Below are 24932 nucleotides of genomic sequence, written 5' to 3'. Positions count from 1 at the left end.
AGAAAAAATGCTATTCGCTTGTATACAATCATTTCTCTGCTACTTTATAAAGCCACGCCGAAAAGGACCCTGCTGTTCTCTCTAAAAACAAAAAAAGAAGCGTCGCTCTGAACGATTCGCTTCTTGTGCTTGACCTTTTGTAATTGTTCTTGCTTGGTCGGCTTCATTCGTATGTGCTGTGAAATCTCGCCATAATGGCCATTCGTTTTGCGGCTCTGTGCCGCACAATAGATTCCAGCGCGTTTTGCCTTGCTCAGCGCTTTTTGTGTTTGAGTACGTGCCATACGGCTTCACTCTCCTTCATTGGACTCCTTTTATCATAACATCCAATAGTCAAATCGTGAATGGTTTGTCTGACTCAAGCATTCTTCAATTCATTAAATGTCTGAAAAAATATCCGGATCGCCACTGGAGGCTGCCACAACAAAAACAATGACCAAGAAAATGATGATCAGTGTATAAATCAGTGTACCGATAATACTACATACCAGTCCAGCAATGGCCATACCTCTGCCTTGTTCGCCATGACGGTTAATTTCCTTCAGGGAAAGACTGGACAAAATAATACCCACAATTCCGATAATCAACCCGATATAGGGAATGACCACAGATAAAATCCCGAGCACCATCGAGGCAACAGCTTTACTATTCGTAGGTGGAACTACTGGGGGCGGGTTAAATGGGGCGTTATAATCGTTCGTCTCCTGAAAAGGATCGGAAGATCGAGGCTCCTTGTACAAATCACTCATCCGTTAAATTCAACTCCAATAAGTAAAATAGCAATTATATAAGTTCTAGGGTACCACAATCTTACAAATCAGGACAGTACTTATTTCAATTTTTTAAATTAGAACGTTAAAAAGAAGAAACATAGCGATATTAGCACTTTTTGAGGTAACCGGGCATACAGTATTTTACCTGTTACAGATCAATTGCGCTCCATGAGAGCATCCTGCCAAGGAGGTCGGAGCTATGTTATATCGTGCAACATCCCGCAGAAAGGGCTCGCCTCACAAACGATTAAATGCAGATACACTTAGGAAAATATCCGCTGCCATGCTGCCCTTTTACAAAGCTATTGCAACCCGACGTGCTTTTGCCGTCCAATGGTCACGAGCTGTCGTTCAGGGCAATTTGGATCGGATGAAATCCCTTCTCTGCTCAGTAGCGCCATTTGCCGCCAAACAAGGCTTAGGCACGAATGGCATTGGCTACTTTATTTCCTTTTTAGCTCAGCCACCGATGCTCTATTATACGAATGGAACGACGATTCCACCCGGGACTGTGCAGTTTACGTTTGAGCCGAGAGTTCATCGCGCCATCGCAAAAGCCGTTTTTCCACTGTATCGCGAATTGGCACGCAATCCATGTTTTGCTTCTGCCTTAGCCAAAGCAATCAACAGACAAGACCAGCGTGCAGTTCATGTCATGATCCGTAGTTTGATTCCATCCTCTGCGCTGAAATCCGTACAAATTGAGGATGATGGCTTTGCCTTACTTTTTAAGTATCCCTTTAGCAAGTATCCCTATCGCAATCTGCTCTTTCGGGAGTTCACTTAAAAAGGTCGCTACTAGCGTTCTTGCTTGAGTTTTCCAATGAGCTCTTTTCCCAGTTGTATAGCCATATCTGTCAGCACTCTGATTTCGTCCTTGGTTGCATGATCCAAATGTGCTCCGCAGCAAATGGCAAAATTGCCCGCAAACTCTTTTCGCAAGCGAACTGCAATTTCTTCGGTAATATAAAACTCCTTGTGATTTTGTAATTGCACAGTTTGAATCGGCTCGAGCCTGGCCCCTGCTGTAATCGTTCCCAAATGCGGCTGATCACCGCCAGAAATGAGTACAATGATATCTTCCCCCATAAAATAGGCATCCAGCACAAGACGGATACGTCCGTTTTCTTTTTGCAAATGAATCATATAATCCTCTCCTGCTAAAAATTTTATTCAGGATTTTGCAAAATTCGATTCCAGTCGCTCCAAAGTGCAATATATAGACGAACTAGACCATTTCGATCTATATATCGTTTATTGAAAATCGCTTATTGGATTTTTGCAAAATCCTCTATTGTGAAACGATTCACTTTATAGAGTTCTACTCATTGTATCGCTTCTTGAACGGCTCGACAATTAAAAATGGCCCACAGCAGCCTCTATAAACCGTGGCTTGCTGTGGGCCTTCATTGCTATTCTAAAAGAAGCCTTCCCTTTCCTACTGGCTGTTAACGGATCGTGATCGTATGCACAGTCTTACCACTTGCGCCGTCATTATCCGTCACCGTTAGCTCTACGGTATACGTTCCAGCTGTGGTGAATTTATGCTTCACCTTGGAACCGACTGCCGTATCGCCATCGCCAAAATTCCAGCTGTAGCTGACGATTTCACCATCTACATCACGGGAAGCTTTGGCGTTAAATTGTACATTTTTGTTCTTCTTAGCTGATTCATTAGCCTGAATAATGGCTACTGGCTTTTCATTGGATGTAGGTGGATTCGGATCAGGGTTCTGTCCTCCACCATTGGTTACATACAATTTTCCCGGCGCCTCCGTCTCCACTTCATTTCCCGCTGCATCCCTTACCCGGATCACGATGACTCCGCCTTCCAGGTTCAGAGAAGATGAAGTGAAATAAGTACCTTCATAGTGGCCTGACGAAGTTTCATTTAATGGAATATCGTTGCGGCCCAAAGTGGACAGGTTGAAAGGCAGCTCCACATGAAAGGACGCCTCCAAACCGGATGCACTGTCAAAGGATACTCGTACCGGCTGCCCTGGAGTAATACGCACATCCTCAGCAGGGCTAATGTTTTCAAGCTTCGGCAGAGCTGTATCGACATACACCGAGCGCGTAACGGTTGTTTCGTTTTCGGCAAGATCCTTGGCCGTCACCGTAATTTGATTTTCGCCTTCGTTGATAAGCAATCGCTTGTTAAAGCTGCCATCACTTCCAAATTCAGCGGGCTCACCGTTAATCGACAATTCGGTGAGGAACTCGTCGTACACGGTACCGATAACACTAACTACACCCGCGTTCGTACGGGCTCCTTCATCAGGAGAAGTCAGGATCAGACCCGGTTTAGTCTGATCGAGCGTCACAACTACCGTTTCGGAACGATCCGTTAATTTGCCGTATACCGCTGCTTGAACACTTAGCGGATTAGCACCTGGCTGAAGATCAACCGACAAACTGAACTGACGATCCTTCACTTTCGTTGTGCCAGCCAGCTCCTTACCGTTAAAGAGCTGAATATCGGCTCCTTCTGCCGGGGAAGTTCCTGTTACGGTAATCGACTCTTCCTGCGTATACGTAGCCTTCGTAGGAGTTGTAATCGTTGGGGCATTTACCGGATATCTGACGATAGCCCGGATCATGTAGTTCCCTTCCTCCTCAGGTGATTGGCTCCATGCTCCGCTTACACCTTGCCAGCTGCGAAGTGCATTCGGGCCACTCTCATCTGTAGCAAGACCCGGCGACTGTGTGCCTACAGCAGACTGTGTATATACGATGTAGAAGTCACCTTGAACCGTTACCGGCTCTGGAAGCTGCACCGTCGTCCATTGTGTCTCATCCCTTACGGCAGTCCCGTCGAATGGACCAGCCAATAATCGTCCAGGTGCTCCTGCCGCACCAGAGGCGTCATAGATAGAATATTGGAATGCCGTTCCTCCCGGATTCGGAAAGGCAGAGTTCCAGAACAAAAGCGATGCTCCTGTCACTTGAGCCACTTCCGACTCAGGCGTCATTCTGACTGCCCATGAATTGCCTGCCGCGTTAAAGGCTCTAGCATTTTCTCCTGTCCCGTCATCGTAGGCAATGCCTCCTTGGAACCCGATGAAAGGTTTCAACGTGACATTCGCTTCCACACTACCGTTCGCAGGAGCAGTAACGGATACACTGTCACTATAATAATTCTCAGCTGAAATGGACAATGTGTATGTTCCTTCCAGCACGTCCAGCGTAAATTCTCCAGCCTCATTCGTCTCTACCGGAGCAATACGCGCATCCTCCAGCACCAACACTTTCGCTTTTTGGATCGGTTCACCGGATTGCTTGTCGGTAATGACCCCGTGAATCGTACCGTGAGGTACGGCCTGAAGACTAAAGTTTGCTCTGATGACTTTGTTATTCTCAATCGTGACTGCTTTCGTTTGAGGCACATAACCATAGGCTTCAGCCTTCAGCGTATAGTCGCCCGCTACATGGGTGAAGCTGTATTTGCCCGTGGTCGGATCCGTTTTCACCGAACGTCCGGTTTCCAATACCGTAACCGTAGCGCTGGCTGGAAGACTGTCGAGCCCGACACGTCCACTATCCACCGTTGTTTCTGCCGGCTTCACTTTCTCCTGGAATTCACTCTTTTCAGTGCTTGTAATTTTGTACAGCGGGAATTGTTCTTCCGCTTTTTCCAGCTTGATATTCGACTCAGGTACGATGTCCTTGGTCACTGTCGCAGCTGGAATGCCCAGCACACGGAAATCGTCAATGTACCAGCCGTTCTTGTTCACACTGTTATCCGATTTCAAACGGAAGCGAATTTGAATCTCATTGCCGGTGTAGCTATCCAGATTGTAATAAACTGGAGTCCACTTTTTCCCGTTCGTGTTGTGAGAGAACTTGCCCAGCTCGCTCCACGTGTCGCCATTGTTTTTGGACACTTCCACATAACCGTAATCATAGCCGGCCTCAATTTCAAACCAGTGATTGAAGGTCAGTGTTGCGTTGCGTACAGCCTGCAAATTAATTTTTGGAGAAACCAGCGAAAATTCAGCTCCGTTCTCATAATTGCTATCAAGATCGGTTGCCCACACATTCGGTCTGGACACTGCGCTCTCTGGTCCTACTTCCTTCGGAATGCCACGTTCCCACTCATCCTTGGTACCGGAATGAGTCCAGCCATTATCCGAGCTGCCGTCAAAATGATCGCTATACAGCGTATCCGGCACGTCTACTCTCAGAGAAGCCTCATTCGACTTGATTCCTTCATTGCCACTATAATCCTCAGCCGCCACTGCATAATGATAGGTTGCTCCACCGACCGTGATGGTATCTGTGAGTGTCAGTGCTGAGGTTGTACCGATGGAAGTATAATTTTTGCCTGATTGGGTAGAACGATACACCTTGTACTGCTTTACATCCTCATCGGAGGAAGCATTCCATGCTAGTGTAACGTTGCCCACAGTATCTGCTTCAGCAGTCAAATTGCTCGGCGCAGCAGGTGCAACGGTGTCTGGCTCCTGAATCGACAGATCGTCAATATACCAGCCATCCTTCACAACCGTATTGTCACTCGTAAAGTTGAACAGGAGGTATACCTTTTGACCCGCGAATGCCCGCAAATCAAGATATTGTGTTTTCCAGCCGTTGCTGGTGCCGGTAAACGATAATACCTGCTCAAACGCATTCTGATTGTTTGTGGTTGCTACGTACACTTTGCCGAAATCAGAATTGTTTTCAAGATCGTACCAATGCTTGAAGCTGACCAGTGCCCCTTTTGAGCTCTCGGTCAGATCAATCGGAGGGGCCATAAAATAACTGTTGGAGTTGGCCTGATATTGGCCTTCGAGATTAGTTGCGATGACCTTTGTACCCGAATGTGCGTTTTTAGGGCCGCTTGTCGGAGTTCCCCATTTCCAAACACTGCCCTGTCCACCGATATTAATACCGGCAATGTCTTTTTCGAAGTCTTGTGTGTAGCCTGGTTTTACGCCTTTTGAGATTTTAACCTTGTATACTTCAGTTTCAAATCCATTATTACCATAATCATTTACACGAATATAGTATTCCAGACCAGCGCTGTCCACCAAAAAAGTCGGGATAGACGCTTGATATGTACCATCTTTGCTGTCGCCGGAGGTCCGTTCTAACGGAATATATACATAGTTTGACGTACCTGCTGTTTTGGCAAATGCCTCAACGGCTGTCACGCCGACATCATCCGTTACATGAGCAGTCAGAGGTATATCAATACCCTCGAATGCCGCTGCGGGCGGTGTATGCTCGAGAACAGGTGCTTCCAGATCGTCGCCCCCCGTTACAACTTTACCAGACACGGAGCCCAGACCTTGCATGACCGAACCGACTGCATCCAGCGCATTAATAACACCATGTCCGTAGCCATTATTTGGCGAAGTAGGATATGTGCTGTCCGTGCGCGGTGTAGCTGTGTTCATCAAAATTTCCTCAAGCTGATCTACGGTAAGCGAATGATTCGCTTGCAGCAACAGAGCTGCAAGGCCCGCAACATGAGGTCCCGCCATGGAAGTACCGTTATACCCGCCTTTATAGGCGCCACCAGCGACAGATGACCGGATATTAACACCCGGTGCGGAAACTTCTGGCTTCACCTCACCATAGGGTGATGGTCCTAACAATGAGAAGCTGGCCAGATTATCATTGCTATCCGTGGCTCCAGTAGCGAAGGATTCCGGATAGTTTGCCGGATTGGCTACCGAGGCAGGTCCGCCCGGATTGGAAAGAGAGGTATTACCTGCGGAGAATTCGGGGAAGATTTGAGCATCCCGCCATGCCTGAACCACAGGCCGGAACCATTCATCAAGACCCGGTCCACCTCCCCACGAGTTGTTCACTACGTCTGGAGCAAGCTCGGGATGAAGATTCCCTTGGGCATCTTTTGGCGCAAGCAGCCATTGACCGCCATCCAGTATAATTGCATCCGTCGTTTCCGGATTAAAAATCCGAACCGCAATCCACTTCGCACCAGGAGCAACGCCAACTCGGTTCGTTCCGTTTTCCTCAGAGCCGACCATCGTGCCCATCGTATGTGTACCATGGGAATCGTCTTCCTGATCGACCGGAAGCGTCGCATGACTATGCGGATCGTACCAGCTCAGCTCGGGATTCACGACATTGCCTGCCGCGTCCAAACCCCGCCATTTACGATGAAGGGCCGGATGTGTATAATCTACACCTGTATCCAGATTGGCAACCACGATTCCGGTTCCGTCAATTCCCTTTTCCCACACTTGTGGTGCGTTAATATGGGATATGTTCCATTCCACCGTAGATGGGTCTACAGCGTTCTTACCTGCATTGCCAGGCTTAGCCGATGTTTTGCCATCGTCCTTCTCCAGCTCTACAGCCTTCTCTACCGTTGCAGACTTTGCCGTTGCTGCTGTGGCTGTTTCAGCTGTTTCAGCCGTTTTGGCATTTGCTCCCTCTGCTTGCTTGTCAACCGTCACCTTTTGCAGATAACGCGTTTCATTCGGCAAGACTTTATCGACCTCAGGCAACTGCGAAATATGATCCAGCACCTCCTTGGTGCTTGTTACAGCCAATGCATTCACAATAAAAAAGCTTTTATATTCCTTCACTCCGCCGCTCTCTGATTGCTTATCCAAATAATTTTCAAGCCCATATTGGGTTCTTGAAGCCGTTTCACGCAGAGAACTGATCACATGGCTGCGCGCAGCCATTTTTGCAGCGGAAGGTGTTATTTTCTCAAGTGAGGCCTTTTGGAGTGCATTTTTAGAAACCTTGTTGGTGTCTACCTGTTCTTTTAATTTGACCAGATAGGTAACATAGTTATTTTCCTCAAACTGTTTGGTCAGTTTCGGGGATACCTTCGCGGTCGTGACCTTGTGCGAGGCGGATTTCAGCTCCAACTTGGAGCCATCCGGTGTGTTATTCGCCAAAGCAGGTTGAACAAAGGAAAAGGCCATTAGCAAAGATAGTCCGATAGATAGTGGTTTCTTGAATCGTTTAGGTTTAATCAATTACTTCTCCACTCCTTTTACTAGGTTTAATGTTTCTGGAATAACCTGTACAGAGTAAGACCTCATACCTTACACATCAAACACACGGGTTGCGCAACACGATATGGTTGGCGACCACCTCCTTCATAGAATATAGAGGCATAAAAATATTTGGCTGTTCATAGGTGGTGGTACTTCATAGGTAAGTTTACAATTCCAATAGGAAGCGATGAAATTCAGTAGAAACCAAGGAGAAAAAGCAGGAGAACTTCGAAGAAAAACATGTTATATCATTACAGTTTATATTAAAAATTGATATATAATCATATATTATGGAATAGTATAAAGTTATCAAAACAGATATACAAGTCATTTTTTTGCATTTTTCTTGAAATTCTATGACTTTTATATTCTTTTATGTACGAAAACCCCTTTTTTGCGGCTACGTAATAGTGCATTACACGGTTAACAGGTGTATGCAATCTCTGTACGAGCCGCTCAAAGGGATTTTGGGGGTCTTTCTTAATCCTATCTTTCGCTCTATATCTTGTTCATTGGAAGTCGCTTATGGGATTTTTGCAAAATCCTCACTTAAGTACGGAGTTCACCGCAGCAAGCGCGTCGATCAGACCATATCCGTAACCATTGTTCGGTGAAGTCCGATACTGGCTGTCTGTCAGCGGTGTCGCTGTTTTTGAAATAACATCCTCCAGTTGATCCACAGTCAAAGATGGTTTGGCCTGAAGCAGTAATGCTGCTAATCCAGCAGTATGCGGGCCTGCCATGGAGGTACCGTTCCATCCCCCCTCATACACTCCGCCCGGTACAGAAGAACGGATGTTGACACCAGGAGCCGAGATTTCAGGCTTCACTTCGCCATAAGGAGAAGGACCGCGCAGCGAGAAGCTGGCCAGCTTGTTGTTAACGTCGGTGGCTCCTGTCGCATAGGCTTCCGGCAGATTTGCCGGATTGGCTACAGACCCAGGTCCGCCCGGATTGGACAATGTTGTGTTGCCTGCGGAGAACTCAGGGAAAATCTGAGCCGCTCTCCACGCCTTGGTGACTGGTCGATACCATTCATCCAGGCCAGGTCCACCGCCCCAAGAGTTATTCACCACATCCGGTGCAAGCTCAGGGTGCTTTTTACCGTTTTTATCTACAGGAGCAAGAATCCACTGTCCACCGTCCAGTAAGATGGAGTCGGTCGTATCTGGATTGAATACTCGAACCGCAATCCATTTGGCGCCAGGGGCAACACCGATTTCATTCGTACCGTTGCTGTCCGAGCCAACGCTCGTACCCATTGTATGTGTACCATGTCCATTTGAATCAGTCGGCAGCGATGCTCCATCAACCGCATCATACCAGCTCAGTTCTGGATTAACGACCTGACCGGAAGCATTCAGACCACGCCATTTTCTTTTCAACGCCGGGTGAGTATATTCAACGCCTGTATCCAGATTGGCGACAACAATGCCTTTGCCGTCAATGCCTTTGGCCCAAACCTGTGGTGCTTTGATTTTAGAGATATTCCACTCGACACGGCTTGGCGTTACCGCATCCTTATACACGGATTCTTCCACTGATTTTTGCGCATTCTCTTCCGTCACAGCCGTATCTACAGCGGCTTGATCTGCAACTGCTTGGTCAGCTGTAGATTCCTCAACTACGGGCTGGGCATCCTTATCTATTTCTACCTTTTGCAGTTCCCGCTTTTCATCCGGTAAAATTTTGTCGATCTCAGGAAGTGTGGCGAGATTATCCATGACCTCTTTGGTGCTGGTTACCGCAAATGCGTTCACGATAAAGTAACTCTTGTACTTTTTGACGTTTCCGTTATTGACTTCCTTCTTTAAGTATTCCTCCACGGATTGTTGCGTTTTTTCTGCTGTATCCATGAGAGAGTTCACAACCGTTGTACGTACAGAAAGCTTAGTAGCAGCGGGTGAAATTTGCTCTGCAGAGGCCTTTTGGAAAGCATGCTTGGCAACTGACTCCGTATCCACCTGATCTTTTAATTTAACCAGATAGGTGACATACTCACTGGCACTGAATTGTTGGTTCAGCTTGGCAGAAACCTTGGCGGAAATCGTCGATGCTCCTGCTGAGGTGGTTGTGCTGGAATCACCATATACCGGAGAAATCAGAGAAAAAGCAAGAAGAGCGGTAAAACTGACCGACAGCGTCTTTTTGATATTTTTCGACTTAATCAATACTTTTCACCTCCCTTTACTTGGTTTTTTTAATTCTCAAGGACAACCTTCCAGGCAGCTACGTCAAAAGCTCACAAAATAGCCTCTGGTACTCACCTCCTTTAAAAAATATAGATTCCGCTGGGGTGAAATCCATAGGTCATCATTCTGAGGTGAACAATCCTTGGTGCAGACCGCAAAGAACAAGCATCGGGTAGAAACAGGTGAACAAGTTTGAAAATAGTAAGTGAAAAAAATGAAGAAAAAGGTAGGGTAAGAAACTAGAAGTGATCGAGGAGGTTGATAAGCAAGTATTAAAATACAATTTAAAACAAAAGAATGAAACATATGGTATCTTTTGAATCTAGTATAGTGTCATAAAATCAGATATTCAAGCATTTTTTTTGAGTTTTATTCCTTTTTTTCTTTAAGAAGAGAAAAATCTCTTCCATTTTCGAAGCAAATGCAAGTCTTCATTGTGCACTTGGTTTCGGGGATTAGAAGAGATTTTTCGGCATTCAGCAACAAATTTAAAAGAGTGTTATCTGCCGCTATTTACAGGTATGGGAACCGAAACGGCTCCATCTGGAAAGGAAGATTTGGTTTGCTGCGATCTGCGGCACAGACTCGTACATTCTCGGAAAGCCATTTGCCTGCATCCACAGCAATGATCCTGATTCACCAGCGCAAGGGCAGCCGTCAGGGCCTCTCCTGTATGTTCGAAAAAATGCTTTTGTCCAATCATGTCGTAGCATCCGGTTTTCTGTAGTAATGCCAGCGGTTGAGGCTGGAGTCCGGAAACAAGCACCGTCCCGCCAGACTTCCGGTATTTCTGAATTAATGCGGTAAAGTTACCTTCTCCCGTCATATCCATAAAAGGGACCTTCCCCATACGCAACAACAAAATCCCTTGTAGGTGGTCAGTCCGACCTCCCACACCAGAGTTTTCCAATACCGAGGCTGCACCGAAAAATAAAGGGCCTTCCACATTGTAAATAGCCACCTGTGGACAATCATGCTGATCTGTGACCATATGGGCGCCTACTTTTTCATGTTTTACAGAAGGATCAGGAAGTACCTTATCTACTGAAAGTGTACTGCTCATACGTTTAACAAACAATACAACTGCCAGAATTAAACCTACCTCCACAGCCGTTGTCAGCGTCGTAAAAACTGTCAGCAAAAAGGTGACAACCAGCACAATAGAATCCGCTGTCCGCGTTTTGAGAATGTGCGCAAAATGCTTGCGCTCACTCATATTCCAAGCTACTACCATCAGCACCGGAGCCATACTGGCCAACGGAATGTTAGACGCATAAGGTGCGAAAAGCACCAGGATGAGGAGCACCACGAACCCATGTACGATGCCTGACATAGGAGAAACAGCACCGTTACGGATATTTGTGGCGGTGCGGGCAATTGCACCTGTCGCAGGAATGCCACCGAACAGCGGTGTCAGCAAATTAGCTATCCCTTGTCCAACCAGTTCACGATTGCTGTTATGCCGGGCTCCCGTCATACCGTCAGCTACCACCGCTGAAAGCAAAGATTCAATAGCTCCCAGCATTGCAATAACAAGTGCTGGCGGCAAGAGTTTCACGATCAAATCCCACGTCATCGCAGGAATATGTAGCTCAGGCAAAGATGCTGGAATTGCGCCATACGCAGAGCCAATCGTAGCCACCTGCCCTGGAAAAAGTAAAGCTGCCACCAGTGTTGACAAGAGTAGACCAACCAGTGAGCCGGGTATCTTGGGCCATTTTTTAGGCACCAAAATAAGCGCGGCAAGACAGATACAAGCCGTCAGGATACTATATACATTCAGTGAAGGAAGTCGATGGATGAGCTCTGCCATGGAAGGCAGAAAAGTTTCATGCCGCTCTACCCCGCGCAAGCCGAGAAAGTTAGCAATCTGACCACTGAATATCGTCACGGCAATTCCGGCCGTAAAGCCAATTGTTACTGGCTTGGGAATAAACTTAATCAGTGCCCCCAGCCTTAGCACACCCATTAAAATGAGCATAATGCCCGCCATAAAACCGGCTATGAGTAAGTTCTCATAACCGTATTGCATGACAATAGCCAGCAAAATCGGAATAAATGCACCTGTAGGTCCTCCGATCTGGAATTTGGACCCTCCCAACAGCGAAACCAAAATTCCCGCAACAATGGTCGTATACAGCCCATATTCCGGCTTTACTCCCGATGCAATAGCAAACGCCATACCGAGCGGAATCGCCACAATCGCTACAATACTTCCGGAAATGAGATCCTTTCGCAAAGCCCCTGCGTTATAGCCTTCGAACCTTCCTATCCACTTCATTCCTGTAACCCTTCTTTTCTGTAATAGCATTACTTCTCGTTACGTATACCTTCCAGCAACGAGATCGCTTCGACCAAATGATTGTCAAAAATCCGCCGCGCCACCGCAAGCAGCTCCGTCAAAAGCGGATCACGTAGTGAATACACAACCGATGTACCTTCCTTGAAGCTGTTCACCAAATTTTTGGCCCGTAAAACGGCCAATTGCTGCGATACGGCAGAACCTTCGGAACCTAGCGCAGTCTGCAGCTCGTTCACATTCCGTTCTCCTTCACTCAGCACCTCCAAAATGCGGATGCGCAGAGGGTGAGCCAATGCTTTGAAAAAGTCGGCCTTAAACTTCTGGAGATCTCCTTCCACGCCTGCTCCGTCCCCCTCACAGAATTGTCCTATAAACGATCAACAATATCTGAATATTTGAATATTCAGTACAATAACAGCTTTGGGCCAATTGAACTATGATGTTACTCACACTTCACCATGAGTAAAGGCACATTCTCCCACACTTCTATCTTTCAGGGTTGACAGCTTCCACAGGTTTCCATTAACATAGCAATTAACTTTAAGAAAAGGGGGCCGACAGACATGACTGAGCTTTACATGATAACGACAGACAGACAGCATGATACAACCACATATTTGAGTTTTCGTCTCATCGGCCCCGTTCGGGCGACATGATGGGTGATATCACGCTGTCTGACGGCGTGATTAGCCAGGCTTTTTTATTTTTTTATGCTATTGGAAGAACAGGTTATTTTACGTATTTATGATGTGTTGATCATAAAATGTAATGACACTTTCGGTGCAGGAAGCCGTAGACGACAAGTCTGCGGTTTTTTTTGTTTTTTTAATCTTTTATGCAAGTATTTATGAATTTACTTGAAGAAGGGAACTACCCATTTATATGAATATACAACATACAACCGACTCGTCCTTGCATGAAGGACCATACAGCCATCTGATGAAGCTTCCGGCAGGTGATCTGACCGTATATGCTTCTCAGCAACTTTTCTCCTCACTAGATTACAAGGTGTTCGAGATGGCTAATAACAATTTACAAATTCCGGGTATCCGCTATATGGGATACACACCAGATGTACATGTAGGCGTCGGAACCTGCATCGGTACGACTGCTGTATGGGGAATGGAGGACGGCTATGTATCTCCCTCCATCGTTGGCAGTGATATTGGCTGCGGCATGCGCGTACACCTGACCAATCTGCACAAGGATGCTTTGAAGGAAACCAAGCTGCGCCGTAAGCTGGTCAAAACCATTGACAAATACTTGCCCATGGAAGCCCACCAGCGCGGGCATTATTCGGATATCCGACTGGAGCATATTGTACGCAAGGGTCTGCACGGCTTACCCAACAAATATATTCCGGACAGCTACACTCCTAAGAAATCCACCTCACTCACCCATGTAGAGCACAGTAAGTTCTCCTTTGACGAGGAGGTGCTGAATCTTGTCGAAGATCGTACATGGCATCGGGCTCACCGACAGCTCGGCACGCTGGGTGGAGGCAATCACTTCGTTGAAATTCAGGCGATTGAAATCGCGGAGGAAAACCGCGAAACAGCTGAAGCTTGGGGGATGTTCGACGGTCAGGTGGCTGTGATGATTCATTCGGGATCACGGGCTTGGGGTGGAGCAGTCAGCCAGGCCAGCTCATCTGCCATTGCCAAGGCAATGAGCCGTCTCGGGCTCGGTACCTCCGACCCAAGACTAGTATTCGCACCGCTGGACCATCCCGAGGCTGCACATTATGTCGATATGATGTATTCGGCGCTGAATTATGCTGTGGTGAACCGACATCTCATCGCATACTCCGTGCGTGAAGCCTTCCGCGATGTCTTTGGTACAAAGTGCGAGTTGCGTACTTTGTACGATCTAATGCACAATTATGCTTGGGAGGAATCCCATCCGGATCACGGCAGCGTGTTTGTGCATCGTAAAGGTGCTACGCGTGCTCTTCCAGCAGGACACCCCGACAATCCGCGGCCTTATCAGGCGACAGGGCATCCAGCCCTGATCCCCGGCTCTATGGGGACAGCCTCTTATATTATGGTAGGTTTACCGGGCGGTCAGGATAACTTCTACTCCATTTGCCATGGAGCAGGCCGGATTCGTTCGCGTTCTGCGACCAAACGACTCGTCAGTGTGGAGGATTTTGCAGGGGCCCTGGGTGTAGGGACAGACGATGAAATTGTGGTCAATCAGGCATCACTGGAAAGCATTATCGACGAATCTCCGCAAGCCTACAAAAATGTAGATGATATTATCGAAAGTGTCACCGGGGCAGGACTCGCAGCAGTTGTAGCCAAATGCAAGCCGCTAGCCGCCCTGAAAGGAGCCAAATAATTTGAGTATAGACATCCCAGCTATTTACGAATTTGATGAACGTACAGATGGACGCATTACCGGTTATGCCGCTTATGCCCGTCTGATCGACGGTATCAGTGAAGCACTCTATAACCGCTACGGCGTAAAATACGTGCTGTATGCCAGCGATGATCCCAATATTGAGTATTGGGATCTGCTGGAGGAGGACATTCGTTCAGGCAGTCCCGATCTGGAGCATGTGGCACGAGTCTTCGATCGTTTGGAGGAACGCACCATCCAGTATGACGATGACGGACCGACTCCTGAATACGGCGTGCATCTGTCGATGCGTAATAATGTATTCGCCTACCCCAAGTGGGGCATCGCGCTGGCGCGAGTTCCCTTTTTCCGTGAGAATGGCGTGTACAATGAAGATTACGTATTTGCGATAGGCGACCAGGAGCTGCAAGGCTTCCTCGCGGGAGTACGCGGTCGTGAACGTAAGCAGAATATGAAGCGTGTCACCGTTTTTACCGACACAAGCCGTGGACTTTCTCGGCAGGCAGAGCCGATAACCCGCGCAATTACGCGGGATGACGTGATTTTGAAAGCGGAAATCAAACGGGATATTTTCCGATCACTTGATCAGTTTTTTGAAGCGGATCGTACCTTCTATCAGACTTATAACATTCCTTATAAGCGTGGTATTTTGCTATATGGCCATCCGGGCAACGGTAAAACAACACTTGTAAAATCTATTGCCAGCAGTGTACCGGGCCCGGCAGCCTACTGGCAAATTACGGAGTATACAACCAGTGAATCGGTCAAAGAGGTGTTCGAGGCGGCTACTCGCCTGGCTCCAATGGTGCTAGTCATTGAGGACATTGATTCCATGCCTCAGGAGGTGCGTTCCTTTTTCCTGAATACCCTCGACGGTGCTACATCCAAGGAGGGCATCTTCCTAATCGGAACGACCAATTATCCCGAAAAAATCGACCCGGGTCTGATGAACCGGGCAGGGCGTTTCGATCGGGCCTATGAAATCAGTTTGCCTGACGAAGCGCTGCGACTGGCATATCTCAAGCTGCGCAACTTCCTTGTTTTTGCAGGGGAAACAGGTACACAGAAGGCGGCAGCCATGACTGACGGGTTTTCGCTGGCACAGCTCGGAGAACTGTATGTCAGCACTGCTCTGGAGTGGCATGAGCAGGGAAAAGCCGATATTGAGCTGATTATTAAAGGTATGCGAGGCGAGCTCGATAAGAGCCGTAAGCAGGACTGGTTAAAAAATGTGGCCGAAGGACGTGTTGGGTTCTTCTGATTTATCCTTTCATTGCCTTATAAAGAAATTTATGTTATGTTGATAAACAATAAAGTATCGAAAGGGTGACCTTAAGCCAATGATCTACTAATCCTATTCCACCAAAGAAAAAATCGTAATTTTACGAATTTTCTGGATAGGATTAGTGTAGGCTTTGGGTATTAACAATAAGCGCATTGCTTCTTTGACGGGAGCAGTGTATCTTCTTGTTCGTACGTCTACCTCCTATCCAGAAACCAATGGATCAGGAGGTTTTTTGCATGAAAAGAATACTTGGAATCCTAATGATTAATATCTTCATCGTTATGGTGGGCGTTGGTTTAATTACCCCCATCCTGCCAGAACTGATCATTGAATTTGGTGCCAGTGGGCGGGCGATCGGTTTATTGGTAGCAGCCTATGGAGTGACACAATTCCTGCTCTCTCCAATGACTGGGCAACTGTCTGATCGATATGGGAGAAAAGCATTCATCGTCGTAGGTGGCATTATTTTTGCTGTAGCTAAATTTATCTTTGCTATCGGAGATGAGTTATGGATGCTGTATACCTCAAGACTTCTGGAAGGAATGGCAGCAGCCCTGATTATTCCGCCCATGATGGCATATGTGGCGGATATTACAACAACCGAAGAACGAGCCAAAGGAAATAGCCTGCTAGCCGCAGCCATGTCATTCGGATTTGTCATCGGTCCTGGACTTGGTGGTCTTCTTGCAGGATATGGAACGAGAGTGCCACTGTATATAGCAACGGGTGCGGCTATTATTGCAGTTATTTTTTCAATGATTTGTTTACCTGAAAGTTTGTCGAAAGAACAAATGAAGGCAGCTCGGGCAAGAATTACTCGGAAGGAATCTATGTACAAGCAATATGTGAGATCGTTAAAGTCAAAGTATGCGATGCTCTTTGTACTTGTCCTGGTGATGACCTTTGGGCTTGCTAATTTTGAATCTGTTCTTGGTTTATATGTAACGAACCGCTTCCAATTCTCGCCGCAAGATATTTCAATTATTCTAACCGCAGGTGCTGTGATCGGAGTCGGTATGCAAGCACTAGTTGTTGCTAAAATAATTAATAAGTTTGGTGAACAAAGGGTGATCAAAGGTTCGCTTCTTTTCACCTCAGCTGCTTATATTTTGTTTCTCTTCACCATAGATTTTTGGAGTATCTTCCTTCTCACTTCCCTTATTTTCTTTGCTACCGCTATGCTTCGTCCAGCTCTTAATACACAATTATCGAAGATGGCAGGGAATGAGCAAGGATATGTAGCTGGTATGAATAATGCCTATATGAGTGTCGGGAATATTGTCGGCCCCACTCTAGCGGGATTTTTATTTGATACAAATATGTTCGCACCATTCATAGCAGGCTGTTGTATTCTATTGGGTACTTTTTTACTTACATTAAAAATGAAATAAAAGAGGACAACTGATGAGTAAAAGGCAGCTACGGGTGTGGGGCTTATTTTTCAACGCCCGCCTGTAGCTGCCTTTTTATTCAGTCTAATCGCTTATATTTAACAAACACTCAGATTCCCTTTATTCTGCTTCCCCGCTTAGACGATTCAAAAACTGAATAGCCCGCGAGCTGGTCGGCTGCTCCAAAACCTCATGCGGCGTACCCTGCTCAACGATTACACCCTGATCCATCAAAATCACATGGTCCGCCACCTCGGCTGCAAATTTCATTTCATGGGTGACAATAACCATGGTCATCCCTTCAACAGCCAGTTGCTTTATGACCTTGAGCACCTCGCCTACTAACTCAGGATCAAGCGCAGAAGTCGGTTCGTCGAACAATAGTACCTCAGGTTCGACCGCCATTGCCCGGGCAATACCGACCCGTTGCTGCTGTCCTCCCGATAACTGATGCGGATAGGATTCCGCTTTATCAGCCAACCCCACTTTTTTTAGCAATTCCAATGCACGTTTGCGCGCCTCGTCCTTGCTCTTTTTCTGAACCGTGACTTGTCCCTCCATCACATTTTGTACGGCTGTCATATGCGGGAAGAGGTTGTAGGATTGAAATACCATCCCTGTCCGCTTGCGCAGCGCCAAAATGTTTTCTTGCCGGAGCTTCGTTCCTTTCGCAAAATTCAGTGCAATATCCCCTACTTGGATCTCTCCTTGGTCAGGAACCTCCAGCAAATTCAAGCAGCGTAAAAGCGTTGTTTTACCAGAACCGGAAGGACCGATGATAACAAGCACTTTCCCCTTACCCAACGTCACGTCAACACCCTTAAGCACTTCCAGCGAGCCGAACGATTTGTGTATATTCCGAATTTGGATCACCGGTACAATCTCCTTTATCTGACGGAAAAACGGCCTAGTCGCTTCTCCAGGTAATTTTGCAGCACAGTCAAAATGGTGCTAAACAGCAGGTAAATAACTCCCGCCTCGGTATACACCAATAGCGGTTCGTATGTGGTAGCTACAATCTGGTTAGCCGTTCTGAACATTTCCACATAGGTGATGGTCGCAGCCAGTGAGGTATCCTTCACCAAGCTGATGAATGAATTAGCCAACGGAGGTACGGACACACGGGATGCTTGCGGAAGCACGATACGACGCAATACTTGCCAGCGCGTCATCCCCAAGGAGTACCCCGCCTCCCATTGGCCTTCCTGAATGGATATGATAGCCGCACGCATAATTTCAGAGCTATAAGCCCCTACGCTGAGGGTAAAGCCGATCACTGAAGCAATAAACGGGTCCAGTGTAATACCTACGGAAGGTAAACCATAGAAAATAATATACAATTGCACCAGCAAAGGAGTTCCTCGAATCACCCATACATAGAAGCCGAAAATCAGCTTGAGTATTCTCCATTTGGACAGCCGGGCCAACGCTGTAATCAGCGCCAGCACGAGTCCAAGAGCAAAGGAGATAAGCGTGAGCGGAATCGTAAAAGAAACCCCTGCTTTTAGCAGAGGCAATAATGAATCGATAATGATTTGTATTTGGCGATCATCCATTGTACAGACATCCTTTGAAAAGATAGGTTTGAGAAGATTCGGTTCGACTTGGCGAACGTTGGGTCTTCATTTATTATTTGGATACGTCGGCTCCAAAATATTTTTCGGAAATTTTCAGGTACGTACCGTCAGCCTTCATATCAGCCAGCGCTTTGTTTACTTCCTTGATCAAATCTTCGCTGCCCTTATTGAATACAGCTGCGCTGTGTGAAGCATCTGAAGATTCGTCCACCTTTTTAATTGGTGCGTCAGGCTTTTGCTTTTTCAGATCAAGATAGGATAATCCATCATTGACGGTCGCATCCACCCGCTTGGAAGTCAGGAGGTCAATGGCTTGGTTGAATCCCTCTGTTGCCACAATTTCTGCTCCGTTGCTTTTCGCGATTTGAGTCAGGTTACTGGTCAGGGATTGCCCAGCCTTTTTCCCTTTTAGATCAGCAAATTTCTGGATGTCTGTATTGTCTTCGCTTACGATCAGAACTGCCTTGGAAACAATGTACGGATCAGAAAAATCATATTTTTGCTTGCGCTCATCTGTAATGGATACTTCATTGAACACCGTGTCAAACCGCTTGGAGTTCAACCCTGCGAATATGCCGTCCCATTGCGTCTCGATAAACTCCGGTTGTACACCCAGGCGTTTGCTCACTTCAGTCGCAATATCGACATCGAAGCCTGTCAGTTTCCCTGCAGCATCATGGTAGGTAAACGGAGCATAGGTGCCTTCCGTGCCAATTCTCAGCTTGCCGCTTGCTTTTACAGATTCAAGAGTAGCTGTAGCAGTAGTATCTGCTTTTCCATTATTAGATCCGTTATCTCCGGTAGATGCATTATTGGTACTGGCGCCTTTATCGTTGTTACCGCAGGCCGAAACCAGCAATGCCATCACGATGAGTACAATCGGCAAAAAACTAAATTTTTTCATGGTATCCACACTCTTTCCCTTTTTCTTGATAACCTAGCACGCGGCTGGTCATTGAATAGTACATCATTCATTTTCACGCGTCAATGCTTTTATCCAATAATCCCTATGCAAAAGGTAAGCTATATATCTTTGCAGCCTAAAGTTATTCTAGGTTGACTCTTTCATTGGCAGGCTATTCATTACAACTCCCCTCACAGCAACTTTTTCTGTACCCTTACGTTAGAGATTTCGTATAATAGGTTTTAATATGCAGTTTAGAAATATACCGGAGTGTGATCATGGATACCCAAAATTCAACCTTATCCTCTACATCACCTGAAGGAAGTCACTCGGCCTGGGCTACCTTCACTTCACCTTTAAAACAATCCAAAGCGTTCACCTTGTTGTGGCTTGGACATTGGATCGCAATGTTGGGGAGCTCAGTCACCACAGTCATTTTGCCACTGGTTATCTATTCCCTAACAGGCTCAACTACTATCATGGGACTGGCGATGACTGTTTATATGCTGCCTAACGTACTTATTCTGCCTTTCGCAGGCATGATCGTGGACAGAATTGACCGAATCCGTCTCCTTCTGTTTACGAATATCGCCCGGTTTGGACTGATGTTCATTGCGGCGGTGCTGATGTTTACAGGCGGGATGAAATTGCCGCTACTATTCGTTGGCCTAGCGTTGTACGGATTGATGGACGGTATCTTTAATCCTGCTTATTCTGCCTTACGTGCACAGGTGTTCACACCGGACATACGTAATGCAGCCAACGCGCTTAGTCAGATCAGTATACAAGCCGTCCGTCTACTTGGCCCTCCGTTAGGAGGCTTCATTGTATCTTTTTCCTCACCGGGCATCGGCTTTGGACTGGATTCTATCGCTTATCTCATATCTTTCGCCTGTTTTTGGATGCTGAGCGCTCATTTGGCCTCCATCATCGGCAAAGGTCAGGTAGATCCAGAACAGCAAGATCAGGGTGGACAGCATTTTCTCAAGGATTTTATCGCAGGCTTTACCATTCTCAAAAGCCATCCTTGGCTATGGATTACGATTCTTGCCTTTTCCTTCATTAATATTTGTTATTCAGGCATTATCGCTGTACTCATTCCGTGGCTGTTCAAGGTTCATCATGGCTACAGTCCAGTCGTATACGGCATTGCGATGGCAAGTAGCGGCATTGGCGCTATGCTGGGGGCCTTTGTGTATGGATCACGCAAGCATTGGAAGCATCGCGGTCTACTCGCTTACTTAGGAGCTTTTGTCAGCGGTCTTGCTTTACTACTGTTGTCTGTAGTCACCTGGATGCCAGGACTGATTATGAGCATGATGCTCGAAGGATTTGGCATTATGATATTTGCGATTATCTGGGAGACAAGCCTTCAGGAATTAGTCCCAGCCGAGTCCTTTGGACGTGTAGCTAGTCTGGATCTAATGTTTTCCTTTGCCCTGCTCCCTGTCGGTTATCTGGCAGTAGGTGCTGTGGCGGACAAGCTTGGTGGTATGATCACAATTGGCATGTTTGCAACCATCGGCATGTGTATCGTACTTGGCGTCCTAAGTGTTCCGCATATCAGGCGGTTTCAATAGGAAAAATTCGTAATTTCCCCTCAAAAAAAGCTGCTCCCACAGGTTCATTTTCGAACCTTGCGGAAGCAGCTTCTTTTCCATTTTAGCCTTGCGCCCCATAGGGCTAGTCTATTCAATGATTCGTAAAGTTAGCCTCTACTCCGTCCAACGGAACGGAAGATCAAGCTTACAATCACGACCAGCACAATCGCACCAATTAATGCAGGAACGATGTAGAACGATCCGATCTCAGGACCCCAGTTTCCCAGAATCAAGCTACCCAACCATGCGCCGATAAAACCAGCAATGATGTTACCGATCACGCCACCCGGGACATCACGACCTGCAATAATTCCTGCCAACCAACCAATAATACCACCAACAATCAATGCCCATAACCAACTCATTTTGCGTCACCTCGTTTAAGTTTTTATCGTTGTGTTCTATTATTAACCACTCGAACTCCTTTTGAACACACAAAAGACAATTGGTTAATATTACCACAGAACGGAACACTAATTTAGGGACTTGATACCATCTTACGTGCCTCTACGACTATTTATACCCCTTGTGTGAAAAGTGTGTCTAATATGCGTTTATCCTTGTATTCCTGCTTTTTTTGTGCCATCCTCACATTATGGCTTCATTAATATCACTTCATGCATAAGTTACAAAAATAACAGATTTTAAGGAGTGACCCCAACTGGAGTGTCGAGTAGGATGTGCCGCGTGCTGTATTGCCATTACGATTTCTTCCCCTATTCCCGGCATGCCAGATGGAAAACCAGCTGGTGTTCCTTGCCCTCAGCTCACTTCCGATTACCGTTGCCGATTGTTTGGCAAACCTGAGCGCCCAGTTGTATGCAGTGGATTCCATGCTGATGAGGATACGTGTGGAAGCACTAATGAAAGAGCATTTGAACTGCTGAGAGAGCTGGAGGAGTCAACTTTACCGGGTAAAGCTTAAGGAGAAGTTCATTCTATATGAAGGAGAATTTTAATTATGAATGTTATTGAAAAAAGAATTGCCGAATTGAAGCAATATCGGCCCGATCTTACCGCACCGAAGGATATCGATTTATTCTGGGCCAAAACATTGGAAGAAGTCCACACCAAACCTGTACGTGCGTTCAAAGCTCCCGTAGAAACACCATATCCTCATATCCTTGCCTACCGGGTTACTTTTGAGGGTGTCGATGATACGCCTCTGCATGCCTGGTATGTACGCCCCCGATTTGCCGGAGATCAAAAGCTGCCGTGTATCGTTCTGTTTCATGGCTATACAGGCGGAAAAGGCTATCCTGAAGATTATTCCTCTTGGCTCATGCTTGGCTTTGCTGTATTGGCCGTAGATGTACGTGGTCAGGGAGGAGAAACGGGAGACCGTCTGGGTGATCCTCATGGTACGGTTAAAGGCTGGGTAACGAAAGGAATATTGGACAAGGATACCTGCTACTACAAAACGATTACAACCGATGCCCTTAGAGCCGTAGATTGGGTAGCGGAGCAGTCGGATGTCGATTCGGCTAAAATCGCAATCAGTGGCGCCAGTCAGGGCGGCGGACTTTCATTAATGGTGGCTGCGCTCAGCGATAAAGCTGCCATTACGGTAGCGGATATCCCCAATATGTGTCATATGGATTTTGGTATGATGAATTCTACCAGTTCACTGACGGAAGCAGCTGAATTCGCCAACCGATTTCCGGAGCATTTGGAGCAGGTACTACATACATTAAGTTATTTTGACGTGATGAATCTGGCTCATCGCATTCGTACCCCGATCATGGTATCGGTAGGGTTCAAGGATACGGTGTGTATGCCAGAGACGATTTTCGCCGCTTATAACCGTATTGAATCACCGAAAACGATTGAAATTTATCCGTTTACCGGACATTGGGTTGAAGGCTTTCAAAGACGCAAAACGGCAGAATTTTTAGTTCAGCATTTTTCATAATTCCTCCGGTGCACAAAAAAAGAACACCACGCATCAAACTGCGTAATGTTCTTTTCTACTGCATCGGGGCCAGTCCCGCTTACGATAGACAAACTCCTCGACACTTCACACGAAAAAATCTTCTAAGATTACGATGCAGCCCGCTGTTCTGCTGCCGAATCCCCTGTCCATTTTCGCACCCAAACAAAATCCATAATCATCAGACCAAACGGGATGAAGGAGGCAAACATAATAAAAAGAGGCCGCCGTATAGACCATTGCAATGCTGTTTTTCCATAGATTAAAGCAACGAGGAGCAACAAAAAGCTCACTCGGTATATGTTACCAATCACCATAACCGCCTGGGTCATGCCCGCGGCTTGCAGGGGCTGGTGGGTGAATAGTATCGCCAAATAAGCTATAGCTTGAATCCAGAGCATGAGTCGGACACGCCCCAAAGGTGTTCTTAACACAAATTTAATCCCCTCTCCATAAGCAAGGATGTTCTCTCATCCTTTACACATCCTTTATTATAACGAAAAGATCCCCAAACTCCAACCTATCCATTTTTGAGTTTTGACCTAATGAGTTGTGTCTGATACAGTTGTGTAAGAGGTGATTATAAATGCTTAAACTGGGTATACTGGACCAGTCTCATATTCCTGAAGGCGGTACTGCTCAGGATGCATTATCCAATACAACAGATTTAGCGCGTGAAGCTGAGCAACTGGGATATAGCCGTTATTGGGTATCCGAACATCATGCGTCCAAAACACTAGCGCACTCCAGCCCTGAGGTGCTGATTGCGCATTTGGCTGCTCACACATCACGCATTCGTGTGGGTTCAGGCGGTATTATGCTGCCACACTACAGCGCGTATAAAGTCGCCGAAAACTTCCGCTTGCTGGAGGCGCTCCATCCAGGACGCATCGACCTGGGAATAGGACGTGCTCCCGGTGGTTTACCCCTGGCTACTCGTGCCCTGCAGGAAGGCAAGTATCAATCTGTCGAACAATATCCACAGCAGATTCTCGATTTAATCGATTACTTCCATGATTCGGTGCCTGACAATCATCGATTTGCCGGTCTTCATGCCTCCCCGATGATATCGACCGTTCCTGAATTATGGTTGCTCGGCTCCAGTGGAGAAAGCGCTAGATTGGCTGCGATGATGGGTGCCTCCTATGCCTTTGCCCAATTTTTCGGGACTCCAGGTGGTGTAGAAGCTACCGCACGTTACCACGAGCAATTCCAGCCTTCGATCCTGGGTGATAAGCCCCATTCCATGGCGGCAGTTACGGTGGCCTGCGCGGAAACCGAAGAGGAAGCTGAGCAACTGGCGTCCAGTGCTAGTTTGTATTTCCTTTTGCTCATGCAAGGTAAAGAAATGAGTTCTCTTCCGTCAGTGAAAACAGCAATGTCCTATCCGTACACGGAGTTGGATCGTGAGCGGCTGCGTCAATCCGCAGCATGGCGTGTTGTTGGTACCCCTGAACAGTGTAAGGAACAGCTGCTAAGACTGGCTGAGCAGTATCGTACCGATGAGTTGCTGATCGTTTCATCCATACATGACTTTGATAAACGTGTTCAGTCCTACCGTCTGCTGGCCAAAGCTTTTGATTTGGTATAGACACAGTTGAACGGAGGCTGAGCTTCAGAAACATAAAAACCC

General features: G+C 46.8%; 20 protein-coding genes. 8 read left to right on the top strand and 12 right to left on the bottom strand.

Annotated elements, in window-relative coordinates; translation table 11 throughout:
• Positions 1 to 44: 44 nt before the first annotated feature.
• Both MHB46_RS22255 and MHB46_RS22250 read right to left on the bottom strand, forming a co-directional pair.
• Positions 45 to 284: a hypothetical protein gene (locus MHB46_RS22255; protein WP_165178650.1), complete on the bottom strand. Its 240-nt coding sequence runs from the start codon at positions 282 to 284 to the stop codon at positions 45 to 47.
• A gap of 93 nt (positions 285 to 377) precedes the next feature.
• Entirely contained in the window at positions 378 to 749 is a 372-nt protein-coding gene (locus MHB46_RS22250; RefSeq protein ID WP_165178651.1) for a DUF4190 domain-containing protein, read from the bottom strand.
• A 223-nt stretch (positions 750 to 972) separates the two neighbouring features.
• On the opposite strand from MHB46_RS22250, the gene MHB46_RS22245 reads away from it, so the two are divergent.
• Positions 973 to 1560 carry a hypothetical protein gene (locus MHB46_RS22245; protein ID WP_069080313.1) on the top strand — a complete coding sequence of 196 codons (588 nt, stop codon included), beginning with the start codon at positions 973 to 975 and terminating at the stop codon, positions 1558 to 1560.
• Between the two features lie 11 nt (positions 1561 to 1571).
• Here the strand turns inward: MHB46_RS22245 and lpdD are convergent, their stop codons facing one another.
• From lpdD to MHB46_RS22220, 5 genes are all read right to left on the bottom strand, one after another.
• Positions 1572 to 1919: a prenylated flavin chaperone LpdD gene (gene lpdD, locus MHB46_RS22240; protein WP_341163444.1), complete on the bottom strand. Its 348-nt coding sequence runs from the start codon at positions 1917 to 1919 to the stop codon at positions 1572 to 1574.
• A gap of 302 nt (positions 1920 to 2221) precedes the next feature.
• A complete protein-coding gene (locus MHB46_RS22235; protein ID WP_341163443.1) occupies positions 2222 to 7735 on the bottom strand; it encodes a S8 family serine peptidase in 5514 nt (1837 codons plus the stop codon).
• A gap of 566 nt (positions 7736 to 8301) precedes the next feature.
• Positions 8302 to 9927 (bottom strand): S8 family serine peptidase, encoded by a 1626-nt coding sequence (locus tag MHB46_RS22230; RefSeq protein ID WP_341163442.1) that lies wholly within the window; start codon positions 9925 to 9927, stop codon positions 8302 to 8304.
• Positions 9928 to 10447: 520 nt separating this feature from the next.
• A complete protein-coding gene (locus tag MHB46_RS22225; protein WP_341163441.1) occupies positions 10448 to 12229 on the bottom strand; it encodes a SulP family inorganic anion transporter in 1782 nt (593 codons plus the stop codon).
• A 29-nt stretch (positions 12230 to 12258) separates the two neighbouring features.
• Complete coding sequence (locus MHB46_RS22220; RefSeq protein WP_013311437.1) at positions 12259 to 12588, bottom strand: ArsR/SmtB family transcription factor; 330 nt, start codon at positions 12586 to 12588, stop codon at positions 12259 to 12261.
• Positions 12589 to 13132: 544 nt separating this feature from the next.
• Between MHB46_RS22220 and MHB46_RS22215 the strand changes: the two genes are divergently transcribed.
• The 3 genes from MHB46_RS22215 to MHB46_RS22205 all read left to right on the top strand — a co-directional run bounded on the left by MHB46_RS22215 (position 13133) and on the right by MHB46_RS22205 (position 17287).
• Complete coding sequence (locus tag MHB46_RS22215) at positions 13133 to 14590, top strand: RtcB family protein (RefSeq protein WP_341163440.1); 1458 nt, start codon at positions 13133 to 13135, stop codon at positions 14588 to 14590.
• Position 14591: 1 nt separating this feature from the next.
• The gene (locus MHB46_RS22210) at positions 14592 to 15872 is read left to right on the top strand and encodes an AAA family ATPase (protein WP_250239969.1); all 1281 of its coding nucleotides are present in this window, start codon (positions 14592 to 14594) and stop codon (positions 15870 to 15872) included.
• Positions 15873 to 16132: 260 nt separating this feature from the next.
• Positions 16133 to 17287: an MFS transporter gene (locus MHB46_RS22205; protein ID WP_341163439.1), complete on the top strand. Its 1155-nt coding sequence runs from the start codon at positions 16133 to 16135 to the stop codon at positions 17285 to 17287.
• Between the two features lie 120 nt (positions 17288 to 17407).
• Here MHB46_RS22205 and MHB46_RS22200 read toward each other — a convergent pair whose 3' ends face one another.
• The 3 genes from MHB46_RS22200 to MHB46_RS22190 all read right to left on the bottom strand — a co-directional run bounded on the left by MHB46_RS22200 (position 17408) and on the right by MHB46_RS22190 (position 19768).
• Positions 17408 to 18160 carry an amino acid ABC transporter ATP-binding protein gene (locus tag MHB46_RS22200; protein ID WP_341163438.1) on the bottom strand — a complete coding sequence of 251 codons (753 nt, stop codon included), beginning with the start codon at positions 18158 to 18160 and terminating at the stop codon, positions 17408 to 17410.
• A gap of 14 nt (positions 18161 to 18174) precedes the next feature.
• Positions 18175 to 18843 carry an amino acid ABC transporter permease gene (locus tag MHB46_RS22195; RefSeq protein ID WP_023989825.1) on the bottom strand — a complete coding sequence of 223 codons (669 nt, stop codon included), beginning with the start codon at positions 18841 to 18843 and terminating at the stop codon, positions 18175 to 18177.
• 73 nt (positions 18844 to 18916) lie between these two features.
• On the bottom strand, positions 18917 to 19768 hold the full coding sequence (locus MHB46_RS22190; protein WP_043882305.1) for an amino acid ABC transporter substrate-binding protein: 852 nt from the start codon (positions 19766 to 19768) through the stop codon (positions 18917 to 18919).
• Positions 19769 to 20046: 278 nt separating this feature from the next.
• Here MHB46_RS22190 and MHB46_RS22185 point away from each other — a divergent pair, with 278 nt between their 5' ends.
• The gene (locus MHB46_RS22185) at positions 20047 to 21348 is read left to right on the top strand and encodes an MFS transporter (RefSeq protein ID WP_341163437.1); all 1302 of its coding nucleotides are present in this window, start codon (positions 20047 to 20049) and stop codon (positions 21346 to 21348) included.
• Positions 21349 to 21476: 128 nt separating this feature from the next.
• On the opposite strand, the gene MHB46_RS22180 is transcribed toward MHB46_RS22185, so the two are convergent.
• Positions 21477 to 21734 carry a GlsB/YeaQ/YmgE family stress response membrane protein gene (locus tag MHB46_RS22180; RefSeq protein ID WP_023989828.1) on the bottom strand — a complete coding sequence of 86 codons (258 nt, stop codon included), beginning with the start codon at positions 21732 to 21734 and terminating at the stop codon, positions 21477 to 21479.
• Positions 21735 to 22030: 296 nt separating this feature from the next.
• Between MHB46_RS22180 and MHB46_RS22175 the strand changes: the two genes are divergently transcribed.
• Together MHB46_RS22175 and MHB46_RS22170 are read left to right on the top strand one after the other, a co-directional pair.
• Positions 22031 to 22294, top strand: a complete 264-nt coding sequence (locus MHB46_RS22175; protein WP_013311446.1) for a YkgJ family cysteine cluster protein — start codon at positions 22031 to 22033, stop codon at positions 22292 to 22294.
• A 36-nt stretch (positions 22295 to 22330) separates the two neighbouring features.
• A complete protein-coding gene (locus MHB46_RS22170; protein WP_190297773.1) occupies positions 22331 to 23281 on the top strand; it encodes an acetylxylan esterase in 951 nt (316 codons plus the stop codon).
• Between the two features lie 128 nt (positions 23282 to 23409).
• Here the strand turns inward: MHB46_RS22170 and MHB46_RS22165 are convergent, their stop codons facing one another.
• Positions 23410 to 23733, bottom strand: a complete 324-nt coding sequence (locus tag MHB46_RS22165) for a DUF3817 domain-containing protein (RefSeq protein WP_250260713.1) — start codon at positions 23731 to 23733, stop codon at positions 23410 to 23412.
• A gap of 152 nt (positions 23734 to 23885) precedes the next feature.
• Here MHB46_RS22165 and MHB46_RS22160 point away from each other — a divergent pair, with 152 nt between their 5' ends.
• Complete coding sequence (locus MHB46_RS22160) at positions 23886 to 24890, top strand: LLM class flavin-dependent oxidoreductase (protein ID WP_341163436.1); 1005 nt, start codon at positions 23886 to 23888, stop codon at positions 24888 to 24890.
• The last annotated feature ends 42 nt before the right edge of the window (positions 24891 to 24932 follow it).

Source organism: Paenibacillus sp. FSL H7-0703, from assembly GCF_038003485.1.
Taxonomy (GTDB): Bacteria; Bacillota; Bacilli; order Paenibacillales; family Paenibacillaceae; genus Paenibacillus; species Paenibacillus polymyxa_B.
The sequence above is the reverse complement of the archived record's forward strand: the minus strand, read 5'-3'. Positions and strand labels throughout refer to the sequence as shown.

What these genes read in the sequence shown, in the direction of transcription:
- MHB46_RS22255 (WP_165178650.1), bottom strand. Translation starts at nt 284, where the DNA reads ATGGCACGTACTCAAACACAAAAAGCGCTGAGCAAGGCAAAACGCGCT.
- MHB46_RS22250 (WP_165178651.1), bottom strand. Translation starts at nt 749, where the DNA reads ATGAGTGATTTGTACAAGGAGCCTCGATCTTCCGATCCTTTTCAGGAG.
- MHB46_RS22245 (WP_069080313.1), top strand. Translation starts at nt 973, where the DNA reads ATGTTATATCGTGCAACATCCCGCAGAAAGGGCTCGCCTCACAAACGA.
- lpdD (WP_341163444.1), bottom strand. Translation starts at nt 1,919, where the DNA reads ATGATTCATTTGCAAAAAGAAAACGGACGTATCCGTCTTGTGCTGGAT.
- MHB46_RS22225 (WP_341163441.1), bottom strand. Translation starts at nt 12,229, where the DNA reads ATGAAGTGGATAGGAAGGTTCGAAGGCTATAACGCAGGGGCTTTGCGA.
- MHB46_RS22215 (WP_341163440.1), top strand. Translation starts at nt 13,133, where the DNA reads ATGAATATACAACATACAACCGACTCGTCCTTGCATGAAGGACCATAC.
- MHB46_RS22205 (WP_341163439.1), top strand. Translation starts at nt 16,133, where the DNA reads ATGAAAAGAATACTTGGAATCCTAATGATTAATATCTTCATCGTTATG.
- MHB46_RS22195 (WP_023989825.1), bottom strand. Translation starts at nt 18,843, where the DNA reads ATGGATGATCGCCAAATACAAATCATTATCGATTCATTATTGCCTCTG.
- MHB46_RS22190 (WP_043882305.1), bottom strand. Translation starts at nt 19,768, where the DNA reads ATGAAAAAATTTAGTTTTTTGCCGATTGTACTCATCGTGATGGCATTG.
- MHB46_RS22185 (WP_341163437.1), top strand. Translation starts at nt 20,047, where the DNA reads ATGGATACCCAAAATTCAACCTTATCCTCTACATCACCTGAAGGAAGT.
- MHB46_RS22180 (WP_023989828.1), bottom strand. Translation starts at nt 21,734, where the DNA reads ATGAGTTGGTTATGGGCATTGATTGTTGGTGGTATTATTGGTTGGTTG.
- MHB46_RS22170 (WP_190297773.1), top strand. Translation starts at nt 22,331, where the DNA reads ATGAATGTTATTGAAAAAAGAATTGCCGAATTGAAGCAATATCGGCCC.
- MHB46_RS22160 (WP_341163436.1), top strand. Translation starts at nt 23,886, where the DNA reads ATGCTTAAACTGGGTATACTGGACCAGTCTCATATTCCTGAAGGCGGT.